The sequence below is a fragment of the Achromobacter dolens genome (assembly GCF_902859745.1).
In the GTDB taxonomy this organism is placed as follows: Bacteria; Pseudomonadota; Gammaproteobacteria; order Burkholderiales; family Burkholderiaceae_B; genus Achromobacter; species Achromobacter dolens.
Genome location: NZ_CADIJW010000046.1, coordinates 14,201 through 27,519, shown reverse-complemented (window position 1 = coordinate 27,519; position 13,319 = coordinate 14,201). Strand labels below are relative to the sequence as shown.

Sequence of the window (13,319 nt, the reverse complement as noted above, 5' to 3'; positions counted from 1 at the left end):
ACCAAGCCCGGGCGCCGGACTCGCTTGGCCGCCCGCGTCTCGCGCCGAGCGGGCGCCGCCGAACGCCGGTCCTATGCCGCGCCCAGCAACCCGGGCCGTCCTTCGTGCGCGGCCTGGGCGCGCTGCTGGATGAACTCGATCATCATGGAAATGGCGCGTGGATGGTGGCGATTGGGCATGTACAGCATGTACATGGCGCGGCCGAAGATGCTCAAGCGCCACTGCGGCAAGGCGGGCAGCAGGTCGCCGCGCGCGATATCGTCGTGCACGACATAATCGGGCACCACGCCGATCCCCAGCCCGGCCAGCGTCGCCTCGCGCAGGAAGGCGTAGTTGCGCGAAATGACGGTGGGCTCCAGCACCACGTGCTGGCGCGGCTGGCCGCCGTAGTAGGCCGACAGCCGCAGCGGCCGGCCGATCACGGCGGCGCTGATGATGGGCAGGCGCGCCAGGTCGGCCGGCTTGTCCGGCAGGCCGCGCTCGCGCATGAAGGCGGGCGAAGCGCAGGCCACGTAGCGCACCTGGCCCAGTTCGCGCGCCACCAGATTGTGCGGCGGCTCGGACATGATGCGCACGGCGATGTCGACCTCGTCGCGCAGCAGATCATCGACGCTGTTCTCGAACAGCACGTCCAGCACGATGTCGGGATAGGCCTGCTTGAACTCGATCAGCCACGGCATCATCACGAACTGCCCGTAGCCGCTCGGCACGCTCAGGCGCACCTTGCCCTGCGGCGTCTTGCCCAGCGTTTCGACGGCCTCGCGCGCCGCCGCCAGTTCGTCCTGGATGCTGCGGCCGTGGTGGTACAGCTTGAGTCCGATTTCGGTGGGCTCGACGTGGCGCGTGGTGCGCCGCAATAGCTGCATGCCAACGGCGCGCTCCAACTGCGTCAGGTGATAGCTGACGTTGGCCCGTGTCATCTTCAGCCGACGCGCCGCTTCGCTCAGGTTGCCCGCATCCACGATCTCCACCAGCAACGTCAGCGCCTTTGTATCCATGTCGACTCTCCCGGACCGGTACTGGCTTTGCCCGTTGCAACGCGGCGGTCCGTGCCTATTGTCAAATTCCTTTATCGTCGTTGTCAATTATGGATGCCATTGTCAAGACTTCTTTGCTGGGAAAGAATAGACGGATACAAGACGGGCCGTTCCTGGCCCGCCAGGCGCCGCGACTGCGCCGCGTCCGCCCCGGGCGCGCCGGCCTCGCCAGAGCCCCGCTCTGCGATGCCGCCGTGCCGGCCAGGGCCGGCGCGGGCGGCGACCCTACCGGAGACACTGTCCCATGACAGCCAGCGCACCCGCCGGCGCCGTTCACACGCGCCGCGACGGCGACGTCCTCGTCGTCACCATCGATCATCCCCCCGTCAATGCCCTGAGCGCCGAGGTGCGCGCGGGCCTGGCGCGCGCCATCGATCAGGCCGGCGGCGACCCGCAGGTGCGGGCCGTGCTGCTCACCGGCGCCGGCAACAACTTCATCGCTGGCGCCGACATCCGCGAATTCGGCAAGCCGCCGCGTCCGCCCGCCCTGCCCGACGTGTGCAATCAGATCGAAGCCTGCGCCAAGCCGGTGGTGGCCGCGCTGCACGGCGCCGCGCTAGGCGGCGGCCTGGAGGTGGCGCTGGCGGCGCATTACCGCGTGGCCTTGCCGAACGCCAGGCTGGGCCTGCCCGAAGTGACGCTGGGGCTGCTGCCCGGCGCCGGCGGCACGCAGCGCACACCGCGCCTGATCGGCGCGGCCGCGGCCTTGGACCTGATGCTGTCGGGCAAGCCGATGACGGCGCAGGCCGCCGTCGCGGCCGGGCTGGCCGATGAACTGGCCAGCGGCGCCGACCCGCTGGCCGCCGGCCTGGACTACACCCGGCGCCTGCTGGCGCAGGGCGCCAAGCCGCGCCGCAGCCGCGACGGCCAGGCGCTGGCCGACAAGGCCGCGTCGCTGGCCGCGATCGACGCCGCCGGCCAGCGCATCGCGGCCGCCACGCGCGGCCTGTTCTCGCCCGCGAAGATCCTGGACGCCGTGCGCGCCGCCGTCGAACAACCTTTCGACGAGGGCCTGCGCGCCGAGCGCGCGCTGTTCCTGCAATGCCTGGACAGCCCGCAGCGCGCCGGCCTGATCCACGCCTTTTTCGCCGAACGCGAGACCGCCAAGATCCCTGAATTGAAGCAGGCCAAGCCGCGCCGGCTCGACAGCGTCGGCGTGATCGGCGGCGGCACCATGGGCGCGGGCATCGCCGTGGCGGTGCTGGACGCGGGCCTGCCGGTGGTCATGGTGGAACAGGACGAGGCCGCGCTGGCGCGTGGCCGCCAGCGGGTCGAACACGTCTACGACCTGCTGGTCGGCAAGGGCCGCATGAGCGCCGACGAGCGCGCCGCCCGGCTGGCGCGCTTCACCGGCGCCACCGACTATGCCGCGCTGGGCGAAGCCGACCTGATCATCGAGGCCGTGTTCGAGGACATGGACGTCAAGCGGGCGGTGTTCGCGCAGCTTGACCGCGTCGCCAAGCCGGGCGCGGTGCTGGCCACCAATACCTCTTACCTGGACGTGGACCGCATCGCCCAGGCCACGCGCGGCCCCGCCGATGTGCTGGGCCTGCACTTCTTCTCGCCCGCCAACATCATGAAGCTGCTGGAGGTGGTGGTGGGCCGCCAGACCGCCGCCGACACCGTCGCCACCGGCTTCGAGCTGGCGCGCCGCCTGCGCAAGATCCCGGTGCGCGCCGGCGTCTGCGACGGCTTCATCGGCAACCGCATCCTGGCGGTGCACCGCCAGGCGGCCGACATGATGATGGAGGACGGCGCCTCGCCCTACGAGATCGACGCGGCGGTGCGCGACTTCGGCTATCCCATGGGTCCGTACCAGATGGTGGACCTGGCCGGCGGTGACATCGGCTGGGCCACGCGCAAGCGCCGCGCCGCCACCCGCGACCCGGCGCTGCGCTACGTGCAGATTCCCGACCGCCTGTGCGAGCGCGGCTGGTTCGGCCAGAAGACCGGCCGCGGCTTCTACCTGTATCCGGATGGCGCCCGCCACGGCACGCCCGATCCGGAAGTGCTGGCGATCATCGACGCCGAGCGCCAGCGCGCCGGCATCACGCCGCGCCCGTTCAGCGCCGAGGACATCCAGCGCCGCTACCTGGCGGCCATGATCAACGAGGCCGCCAACGTGCTGCACCAGGGCATCGCGCTGCGGCCCTCGGACATCGACATGGTGTTCCTGTCGGGCTATGGCTTTCCGCGTTATCGCGGCGGGCCGATGCATTACGCCGACCGCGTCGGGCTGGCCAACGTGCTGGCCGACATCCGCGCCTTTGCCAAGGAAGACCCCGCGTTCTGGAAGCCGTCGCCGCTGCTGGTGGAACTGGCCGAATCCGGCCGCGATTTCGCCAGCCTGAACCAGGCCGCCTGACCCCACTCATTCAACGGAAACCGATATGCGCGAAGCCGTCATCGTCTCCACCGCCCGCACGCCTATCACCAAGGCGCAGCGCGGCGAATTCAACCTGATCGCCGGGCCGACCCTGGCCGCCCACGCGGTGCGCGCCGCGGTCGAGCGCAGCGGCATCGACGCCGCCCTGATCGAGGACGCCTTCATCGGCTGCGGCTACCCCGAAGGCGCCACCGGCCGCAACATCGGCCGCCAGGCGGTGATCCGCGCCGGCCTGCCGGTCAGCGTCGGGGGCGCCACCGTCAACCGCTATTGCGCCTCGGGCCTGCAGGCCATCGCCTCGGCCGCGGCGCGCATCGTCATGGACGGCGCGCCCGCCATGCTCGCCGGCGGCGTCGAGCTGGTGTCGCAGATCCGCACCCGCGACGACGGCGTCAGCGGCATGGACCCGTGGATCGTGGCCAACAAGCCCGAGCTGTACCTGCCCATGATCGAGACCGCCGACATCGTCGCCGCGCGCTACGGCATCAGCCGCGAGGCGCAGGACCGCTTCGCCGCGCAGAGCCAGGCGCGCACCGAGGCCGCCCAGGCCGCCGGCCGCTACCGCGAAGAGATCATCCCCGTCACCACCACCATGGCCGTCACCGACCGCGCCACCGGCGCCGTGTCGGAACGCGAGGTCACGGTGGACCACGACACCTGCAACCGCCCGGGCACCACCTACGAGGCGCTGGCCAAGCTGGCGCCGGTGCGCGGCCCGGACCAGTTCGTGACCGCCGGCAACGCCTCGCAGCTGTCGGACGGCGCCGCCGCCTGCGTGCTGATGGAAGCGGCCGAGGCGCAACGCGCCGGCATCCGCCCGCTGGGCGCGTTCCGCGGCCTGGCGATCGCCGGCTGCGAACCCGATGAAATGGGCATCGGCCCGGTCTACGCCGTGCCCAAGCTGCTGGCGCGCCACGGCCTGAAGGTCGACGACATCGATCTGTGGGAACTGAACGAAGCCTTCGCCTCGCAGGCGCTGTACTGCCAGGAACGCCTGGGCATCCCGATGGAGCGGCTGAACGTGAACGGCGGCTCGATCGCGCTGGGCCACCCGTTCGGCGTCACCGGCGCCCGCCTGGCCGGCCACGTGCTGCTGGAAGGCCGCCGCCGCGGCGCGCGCTACGCCGTCGTCACCATGTGCGTGGGCGGCGGCATGGGCGCGGCCGGCCTGTTCGAAATCTACTGAGGAATCGCCCGATGGATCTGGAATTCACCCCCGAAGAAAACGCCTTCCGCGACGAGGTCCGCGCCTTCCTGGCCGCCAACCTGCCGGCGCGGCTGTCGGCCAAGGTCACGCAGGGCAAGCTGCTGGCGCGCGCCGACATGGTCGAATGGCACGCCATCCTCAACCGCCAGGGCTGGCTGGCCAGCCACTGGCCGGTGGAATACGGCGGCACTGGCTGGAGCGCCACGCAGAAGTTCATCTTCGACAACGAGTGCGCGCTGGCCGGCGCGCCGCGCATCGTGCCGTTCGGCCTGAGCATGCTGGGGCCGGTGCTGATCAAGTACGGCAACGAGGCGCAGAAGCGCCACTGGCTGCCGCGCATCCTGGACGGCTCGGACTGGTGGTGCCAGGGCTATTCCGAACCCGGCGCCGGCTCGGACCTGGCCTCGGTCAAGACCACCGCCGTGCGCGACGGCGACCACTACGTCGTCAACGGCCAGAAGACCTGGACCACGCTGGGCCAGTACGCCAACATGATCTTCTGCCTGGTGCGCACCTCGAACGAGGGCCGGCGCCAGGAAGGCATCAGCTTCCTGCTGATCGACATGGCCAGCCCGGGCGTGCAGGTGCGCCCCATCATCACGCTGGACGGCGAGCATGAAGTCAACGAGGTGTTCTTCTCGGACGTGCGGGTGCCGGTCGAGAACCTGGTGGGCGAGGAAAACCGCGGCTGGACCTGCGCAAAATACCTGCTGACCTATGAGCGCACCAACATCGCGGGCGTCGGCCAGTCGACCGCCGCACTGGAACGCCTGAAGGCGGTGGCCGCCAGCCAGAAGAAGAACGGCCGCCCGCTGGCCGACGATCCCGACTTCGCCGCGCGCCTGGCGCGGGTCGAAATCGAGCTGGCCAACATGCGCACCACCAACCTGCGCGTGGTGGCGGCGGTGGCCGGCGGCGGCGCGCCCGGCGCCGAAAGCTCGATGCTGAAGATCCGCGGCACCCAGATCCGCCAGGAGATCACCGCGCTGAACCGCCGCGCCATGGGGCCCTACGCCCGCCCGTTCGTGGCCGAGGCCCTGCACGACGGCTACGGCGCCGCGCCCATCGGCCCGGAAGGCGCCGACAGCGCCGCGGCGCAGTACTTCAACAACCGCAAGCTGTCGATCTTCGGCGGCTCCAACGAAATCCAGAAGAACATCATCTCCAAGATGATCCTGGGACTGTAAAGGCCGGCCATGAACTTTGAACACACCGAAGACCGGCGCATGCTGTCCGACATGCTGCGCCGCTTTGTCGCCGAACAATACGACTTCGCCACGCGCGAACGCCACGCCAGGATGGCGCAGGGCTACAACCCCGAGTTCTGGCGCCGCTACGCCGAACTGGGCGCCATCGGCGCGCTGTTCGCCGAGGAACACGGCGGGCTGGGCGGCGCGGGCTTTGACATCAGCGTGGTGTTCGAGGCGCTGGGCCGCGGCCTGGTGCTGGAACCCTTCCTGGACGCGCTGATGGTCGGCAGCGCCATCGCCCGCGCCGGCAGCCCGGCGCAGCGCGAGGCGCTGGACGGCCTGATCGCGGGCGGCATCACCGCTGCGCTGGCCGCGGCCGAGCCCACCTCCGGCTACGCCCTGAACGACGTGCGCACCCGCGCCGAGCGCAGCGGCGACGGCTGGGCACTGAACGGCGCCAAGGCCGTGGTGACGGGCGGCGAGCATGCCGACCTGTTCCTGGTGTCGGCGCGCACCGGCGGCGCCGAGGACGACGAGTCCGGCATCAGCCTGTTCCTGGTCAGCGCCGGCACCCCGGGCGTGACGGCGCGCGGCTACGACCTGATCGACGGCGGCCGCGCCGCGGAACTGGCGTTCGAGAACGTGGTGCTGGGTGCCGACAGCCTGCTGGGCGAGGCCGGCGCCGGCCATGCGTTGCTCGAACACGCCACCGGCCGCGGCATCCTGGCGCTGTGCGCCGAGGCCGTGGGCGCGATGGACTGCGCCCGCGACGCCACGCTGGAATACCTGCGCACCCGGCGCCAGTTCGGCGTGCCGATCGGCAGCTTCCAGGCGCTGCAGCACCGCATGGCCGACGTGCTGCTGGAGATCGAGCAGGCGCGCTCGGCGGTCATCAACGCCGCCGCCGCGCTCGACCACCCCGACCGCGCCACGCGCGAACGGGCGCTGTCGGCCGCCAAGTACACCATCGGCCGCATCGGCACGCTGGTGGCCGAGGAAAGCATCCAACTGCACGGCGGCATCGGCATGACCTGGGAGCTGCCCCTGGCGCACTACGCCAAGCGGCTGGTCATGATCGACCACCAGCTCGGCGACGAGGACCACCACCTGCGGCGCTACATCGCGCTGGGGCGCGCGTAAGCGGCGAGGACGGCATCATGACGCAGGCCCCCATAGCCTCCCCCACCGCCCCTCCCGTCGCCCCGCCTTTCGCCGCGCCGTTCCCGGTGCGTTCCATCGACGACGTGCGCCGCCTGGCGGCCCGGCCGCTGGCCGAGACGCTGACGGTGCAAAGCACCTACGAGATCTTCCGCAACTCGGCCGCCGCCTTTGGCGACCGCACCGCGCTGACCTTCCTGCGCAACGCCGATCCCGACGAGCCGGCCATCAGTTGGCGCTACGACGAGCTGCTGGCCGGCATTCACCAGACCGCCAACCTGCTGCACAGCCTGGGACTCAGCCCGACTGACGCCGTCGGCGTGCTGCTGCCGGGCTGCCTTGAATACCATCTGGCGCTGTGGGGCGGCGAGGCCGCCGGCATCGTGCAGCCGCTCAACCCGCTGCTGACCGAGGACAAGCTGGCCTCGCTGCTGACCGCCGCCGGCGCCAAGGTGCTGATCGCCTACGGCTCGGACACCGAATGCGAGTCCTGGTCCAAGGCCCTGCGCCTGCGCGAGCGGGTGCCGACATTGCGCACGCTGCTGCGCGTCGCGCCGCACGACGAGCCGCCGTCGCAACGCCCGGCGCTGCCCGACTTCGCGCTCGACTTCAACAGCGCGCGCGCTGGCCAGCCCTCGGACCGGCTGGTCAGCGGCCGCGTGATCCGCGCCGACGACGTGGCCGCCTACTTCCACACCGGCGGCACCACGGGCGCGCCCAAGCTGGCCATCCACACCCACGCCAACCAGGTCTTCACGGCCTGGGCGGCGGTGCAGTTGCAGGGCGCGGGACCCGGCGACGTGGTCATCAACGGCTATCCGCTGTTCCACGTGGCGGGCGTGCTGCCGGCCTCGCTGGCGGCGCTGTCGGCCGGCGTGCAGACCGTGATCCCGACCACGCTGCTGCTGCGCAACCGCGACGTGCTGCGCAATTACTGGCGGCTGGTCGAGCGCCACCGCGCCACCTCGCTGCAGGGCGTGCCGACCATCCTGGCGGCGCTGGCCGAGATCCCGCTGGACGGCGCCGACATCTCGTCGCTGCGCTACTGCCGCACCGGCGCCGCGCCGTTGCCGGCGGAGCTGGCGGCGCGCTTCGAGCGCCTGTTCGGCCTGCACGTGAACGAAAGCCTGGGCATGACGGAGATGGCCGGCATCACCTCGATCACGCCGCCCGGCTCGCGCTTTCCGGTCAACTGCGTGGGCTTTCCGCTGCCCTATGTGCAGGTGCGCGTCGTCGGCCTGGATGCGCCCGCCGGGCAGCCGGCGCGCGACCTGCCGCCCGGGCAGGCCGGCATGCTGCTGTTCAAGTCGCCCAACGTGATCCCCGGCTTTCTCGACCCCGAGGACACGGCGCGCGCCTTCACCGAGGACGGCTGGCTCATCAGCGGGGATGTCGGTTTCCTGGACAGCGAGGGCCGCCTGCACCTGCAGGGCCGCGCCAAGGACCTGATCATCCGCGGCGGCCACAACATCGATCCCAAGACCATCGAGGATGCGCTGGCCTCGCACCCGGCGGTGCGCATCTGCGCCGCGGTCGGCGCGCCCGATCCGTACGCGGGCGAGCTGCCGATCGCCTTCGTGACCCTGGCCGACGATGCCGAGGTCTCCGAGGCCGAGCTGATCGCCTACGCCGCCGCCCACGTCGACGAGGCGCCGGCACGGCCCAAGCGCGTCATCGTGCTCGAGCAGATGCCCATGACCAACGTCGGCAAGATCTACAAGCCCGACCTGCGCCGCCTGGCCACGGCGGTCTCGGCGCGCGCCGTGGTCGAGCGCGTCCTCGAACAGGCCGGCCTGCCGCCGGACAGTCCCCTGCTGCGCGTGCTGTCCGACGCGCAGCCCGACGTCGCCGTAGAAGCCGACGCCGCCACCCCCGCGCCGCTGAAGGAGCAGTTGCGCGAGGCGCTGCAACGACTGCCGGTCAAGGTCGCCCTGCGCGGTTGACCGGCGCCTCGCAACACAGCCACGACACACAAAACCATAATCACATCGGAGACAAGCCCCATGGCCCACCAACCCCTGCGCCGCGCCTGCCTCGGCGCCCTGCTGCTGGCGCTGGCCGGCGGCGCGCTGGCGCCCGCGGCGTCGGCGCAAAACGCCTTTCCCACCAAGCCCATCACGCTGATCGTGCCGTTCCCGGCCGGCGGCTCCACCGACCGCCACCTGCGCATCGTGGCGCAGGACGCATCCAAGTACCTGGGCCAGCCCGTCATCGTCGAGAACCGCCCGGGCGCGGGCGGCACGCTGGGCACCGCGACCATGTCGCGCACCGCCAAGCCCGACGGCTACACCGTCGCGCTGTACACGCTGGCCATGCTGCGCATGCCATACATGCAGAAGACCTCGTGGGACCCGATCAACGACTTCACCTTCATCATCGGCCTGTCCGGCTACACCTTCGGCTTCACGGTGCGCGCCGACTCGCCCTACAAGACCTTCAATGAGTACATCGAGGCCGCGCGCCAGCATCCGGGCACCATCGACTACGGCTCGACCGGCGTGGGCTCGTCGCCGCACCTGCTGATCGAGGAAGTGGCCATCAACGCCAAGGTCAAGCTGAACCACGTGCCGTACAAGGGCAACGCCGACATGCAGCAGGCGTTGTTGGGCGGCCACGTAATGGCGCAAAGCGACGCCACCGGCTGGGACCAGTTCGTCGATTCGGGCAAGATGCGGCTGCTGGTGACGTTCGGCGAAAAGCGCACCACGCGCTGGCCCGACGTGCCGACCGCGCAGGAGCTGGGCTACAAGGTCGTATCGACCTCGCCCTACGGCCTGGCCGGTCCCAAGGGCATGGACCCGGCGGTGGTCAAGACGCTGCATGACGCCTTCAAGAAGGCGCTGTTCGACCCGGCCAGCATCGAGGTCATGAAACAGCTTAACCAGGAACCCGCCTACCGCGACAGCGCCGACTACAAGGCCTGGGCCCAGGCGACCTACGTCAAGGAAAAGGGGCTGATCGAGTACCTGGGGCTGATGGCCAAGGACTGACACCGCCCCCAGGCTCCGTCCTGGACGGGCCGGGCGCCTCGCGGCGGCCGGCCCGTTTTTTCATTGGAACGCGGACTTGTAGGCGTACAGGCCGGGCGCGCCGCCGGTCATCACGAACAGCACGTCGCTGCCCGGCGCGTGGCGGCCGGCGCGCACGTCGGCCAGGAGGCCGGCAAAGGCCTTGCCGGAATACACCGGATCGAGCAGCAGCCCTTCGCTGCGCGCCAGCAGGCCGACCGCCTCCAGCATGGCAGGCGTGGGCACCCCATAGGCCAGGCCGCGCTGGCTGCCATCGACCAGGATGTCATTGGGCGCCGGCGCCGCAACGTCGTCCGCCCGGCCCTGCGCCAGCAGCGCCAGCGTGGCGGCGGTCAGGTCTACCGTCTTGGCATGCGCGACCTCCGCGTCGGCCAGCGTGGTGAAAGACTGCACGCGGCTGGCGGGCAGGCCCGCCGCGACCACCCCGGCCGCCAGGCCGGCATGGGTGCCGGCGCTGCCGTTGGCCACCACGATGCGGGCGAAGTCCACCCCCAGTTCACGCGACTGCGCCAGGATCTCCAACGCGCAGGCGGCGTAACCGAGCGCGCCGACGGGCGTCGACCCGCCCAGCGGCGCCAGGTAGACGCGGCGCCCGGCCAACTCCAGCGCGCGCACCCGCTCCAGCGCCGCCGCCATGGCATCGGCGCCCACCGGCAGCGCATGCACCGTCGCCCCGAACAGGCGGTTCAGCAGCATGTTGCCGTTTTCCTCGTAATCGACGTCGTCGCGCGGCACCACCCGGCCCAGCACCAGCTCGCAGGCCATGCCCGCGCGGGCCGCGGCCGCCGCCGTCAGGCGCGCGTGGTTCGATTGCAGGCCGCCGACCGTCACCACGGTATCGGCGCCCTGCGCGCGCGCCTCGCCCAGCAGGAACTCCAGCTTGCGCAGCTTGTTGCCGCCGCCGCCCAGCGACATGTGGTCGTCGCGCTTGACGTACAGGCGCACGCCGTTGGCCGCGGCGCCCAGGGCCGCCTCCAGCCCGGCCAGGCGCTGGATCGGCGTGGGGCCGTCGAGCAAGGCATGACGGGGAAAGCGCTGCAACGCGGACGAAAGGCCAGTGGGCATGGGGAATTCCAGGGAGAAAGGCATGGCCGGCGGCGCGCGCCGCTGGCGCGAGGCGCCGACCGCAGCAGGATACGCCAAGACGGCCGCGCGATTGATCAGGGCTGGCGTGCCGATTGTGCACAAAGCGGCATGAATCCGTCGCGCCAGGGGTCGTCGACGCGGCGAGGCGCCTCCCCGGACCTGCGCGAGGCTGCTTGCCGTGTGAGCCGGCCCTAGCCCTCGGCGGCCGCCCCCTGCGCGGCCCGCCCCATCTGCTCGAAGCAGAACTCCCGCGCGATGCGGGTGGCCGGGCTTTCGCTGCGTCCGCGCAGCGTGACAAAGGCGAAATGCGCCGCGATGTCGAAATCCGGCGGCGGCGGCAGGCGCGCCAGGCGGCCCTCGGCAACCGGCCCGGCGGCCGACGCCAGCACGCCCAGATAGAGCGCGTCGGAGCGCGCGGCGATATCGAGCAGGCCGCCGATGTCCTCGCTTTCCATGTGCAGTTCGAAGCCGTCCGGCCGCGCCGCCGCGACGCGCCGCCGGATCTCCGGCGACAGGCCGGTGGACACCACGGGATACGCCAGCACCTGCGACAGCGACGGCGCGGGGCCCGCCAGCAGCGGATGGTCCGGGCGGCAGACAAAGCCCGACGCCAGGCTGGGCATGGCGGCCACGTCCAGGTCCGCGTCGTCGTCCAGCGTGCGCACGTGCACGACCAGCGCGTCCAGGGCGCGTTCACGCAGGCCGGCGAGCAGCGCGTCGGTCGGCCCGCGCGACAGGCGCACGCGCAGCCGCGGATAGGCGTCCATCACATGGCGCATCAGCGGCACGCTCAACAGCGCGCCGGGCGCGGCACCCAGGCCCAGCGCCACCGCGCCGGCCGCGCCCTGCGCCAGCAGCTCGGCCTCGCGCCGGATCTCGTGCACCTCGGCCAGCACCCGGCGGGCGCGCGCGGCCACCTGCCGACCCAGCGGCGTGGCCTCGTTGCGCTTGCCGATGCGATCCACCAGCGGCGCCCCCAGCTCGGCCTCCAGCAACTGGATGCTGCGGCTGAACGCGGGCTGCGACAGGTGCAGCGATTCCGCGGCGCGGGTGAACGAGCCGGTCTCCAGCAGCGCCACCAGATGAGCCAGTTGCGACAGATTCATGAAATCTCCGGGACGCGGCCGCGCCGCGAAAAATCATGCATAAAACGCATTGTAATCAGCCAATCAATCGATTGGACAGATGAAAACAGCGCTTCTAGCATTCCGGAAAACACACAACATCCAAGGGACTCCGATGAAGACACTGCTGTTATCCACCGTCGCCGCGCTCGCCCTGCTGGCCACGGGCGCCGCCGCCGAAGACTACCCCGCCCGGCCGGTATCGCTGATGGTGCCGTATCCGGCCGGCGGCGCCAGCGACATCACGGCGCGCGCGCTGCAGGGGCCGATGACCCAGGCGCTGGGCGGCCAGGTCATCGTCGAGAACCTGGGCGGGGCCAACGGCGTGCTCGGCGCCAATCGCGTGCTGGGCGCCAAGGCCGACGGCTACTACGTGTTCCAGGGCTCGCCCAACGAACTGATCCTGGCCGGCCTGACCAACAAATCGGTCCACTACCGGCCCGAGGCCTTCCGCATGATCGCGCCGGTCGCCACCTCGCCCTACGTGGTGATGACGCGCGCCGGGCTGGGCGTGGCCAACGTCGATGAACTGGTGGCGCTGGCCCGGCGGGGCGGCGCGCCGCTGACGTACGGCTCGGGCGGCGCGGGTTCGATGATCCACCTCATCACCGAGGCGCTTTCCAAGCGCGCCGGCCTGACGCTGACGCACATCCCCTATCGCGGCGCCTCGCCGATGCTGACCGACATGGCGGGCGGCCAGATCGACTTCGCCATCGTGCCCTATCAGGCCAATTACGAGGACCTGCGGCGCGAAGGCCGCATCCGCATCATCGGCACCCTCAACCGCGACCGCCTGCCGATGCTGCCCGACGTGCCGAGCGTGCAGGAAAGCGCCAGCCTGAAGGACTTCAACTACACCATCTGGACCGCCTACATGGTCAAGCAAGGCACGCCCGATGCGGTGGCGCAGAAGCTGCACGCGGCGGTCGAGGCGGCGCTGGCCGACCCCGCCGCGCGCAAGACGCTGCTGGCCCAGGGCAAGATCCTGTTCGAGCCGCAGACCCTGGGCGCCAGCGAAGCCTTCTATGCCGAACAGACCGCGCGCCTGACCGAACTGGTGCGCAGCAGCGGTTTCCAGGCCGAATGAGCGGCCGCCCTCTTC

General features: G+C 71.1%; 10 protein-coding genes. 7 read left to right on the top strand and 3 right to left on the bottom strand.

Features of this window, described 5'->3' with window-relative positions; genetic code table 11:
- Positions 1-71: 71 nt before the first annotated feature.
- Positions 72-998: a LysR family transcriptional regulator gene (locus HV783_RS23595; RefSeq protein WP_116792390.1), complete on the bottom strand. Its 927-nt coding sequence runs from the start codon at positions 996-998 to the stop codon at positions 72-74.
- A gap of 283 nt (positions 999-1,281) precedes the next feature.
- On the opposite strand from HV783_RS23595, the gene HV783_RS23590 reads away from it, so the two are divergent.
- Genes HV783_RS23590 through HV783_RS23565 form a run of 6 tightly spaced genes read left to right on the top strand, consistent with a single transcriptional unit; the run spans position 1,282 to position 9,968 of the window.
- A complete protein-coding gene (locus tag HV783_RS23590; protein WP_175189982.1) occupies positions 1,282-3,402 on the top strand; it encodes a 3-hydroxyacyl-CoA dehydrogenase NAD-binding domain-containing protein in 2,121 nt (706 codons plus the stop codon).
- A gap of 25 nt (positions 3,403-3,427) precedes the next feature.
- The gene (locus HV783_RS23585; RefSeq protein WP_175189981.1) at positions 3,428-4,609 is read left to right on the top strand and encodes an acetyl-CoA C-acyltransferase; all 1,182 of its coding nucleotides are present in this window, start codon (positions 3,428-3,430) and stop codon (positions 4,607-4,609) included.
- 11 nt (positions 4,610-4,620) lie between these two features.
- Positions 4,621-5,817, top strand: coding sequence for an acyl-CoA dehydrogenase family protein (locus HV783_RS23580; protein ID WP_175189980.1), 1,197 nt, complete (start codon positions 4,621-4,623; stop codon positions 5,815-5,817).
- Positions 5,818-5,826: 9 nt separating this feature from the next.
- The gene (locus HV783_RS23575; protein WP_175189979.1) at positions 5,827-6,960 is read left to right on the top strand and encodes an acyl-CoA dehydrogenase family protein; all 1,134 of its coding nucleotides are present in this window, start codon (positions 5,827-5,829) and stop codon (positions 6,958-6,960) included.
- A gap of 17 nt (positions 6,961-6,977) precedes the next feature.
- Complete coding sequence (locus tag HV783_RS23570; RefSeq protein WP_175189978.1) at positions 6,978-8,921, top strand: acyl-CoA synthetase; 1,944 nt, start codon at positions 6,978-6,980, stop codon at positions 8,919-8,921.
- Between the two features lie 60 nt (positions 8,922-8,981).
- The gene (locus tag HV783_RS23565) at positions 8,982-9,968 is read left to right on the top strand and encodes a tripartite tricarboxylate transporter substrate binding protein (RefSeq protein WP_054415546.1); all 987 of its coding nucleotides are present in this window, start codon (positions 8,982-8,984) and stop codon (positions 9,966-9,968) included.
- Between the two features lie 60 nt (positions 9,969-10,028).
- On the opposite strand, the gene HV783_RS23560 is transcribed toward HV783_RS23565, so the two are convergent.
- Together HV783_RS23560 and HV783_RS23555 are read right to left on the bottom strand one after the other, a co-directional pair.
- A complete protein-coding gene (locus HV783_RS23560) occupies positions 10,029-11,072 on the bottom strand; it encodes a D-cysteine desulfhydrase family protein (RefSeq protein ID WP_175142710.1) in 1,044 nt (347 codons plus the stop codon).
- A 212-nt stretch (positions 11,073-11,284) separates the two neighbouring features.
- Complete coding sequence (locus tag HV783_RS23555) at positions 11,285-12,199, bottom strand: LysR family transcriptional regulator (RefSeq protein WP_175189977.1); 915 nt, start codon at positions 12,197-12,199, stop codon at positions 11,285-11,287.
- Between the two features lie 133 nt (positions 12,200-12,332).
- On the opposite strand from HV783_RS23555, the gene HV783_RS23550 reads away from it, so the two are divergent.
- The gene (locus HV783_RS23550; protein ID WP_175189976.1) at positions 12,333-13,304 is read left to right on the top strand and encodes a tripartite tricarboxylate transporter substrate binding protein; all 972 of its coding nucleotides are present in this window, start codon (positions 12,333-12,335) and stop codon (positions 13,302-13,304) included.
- The last annotated feature ends 15 nt before the right edge of the window (positions 13,305-13,319 follow it).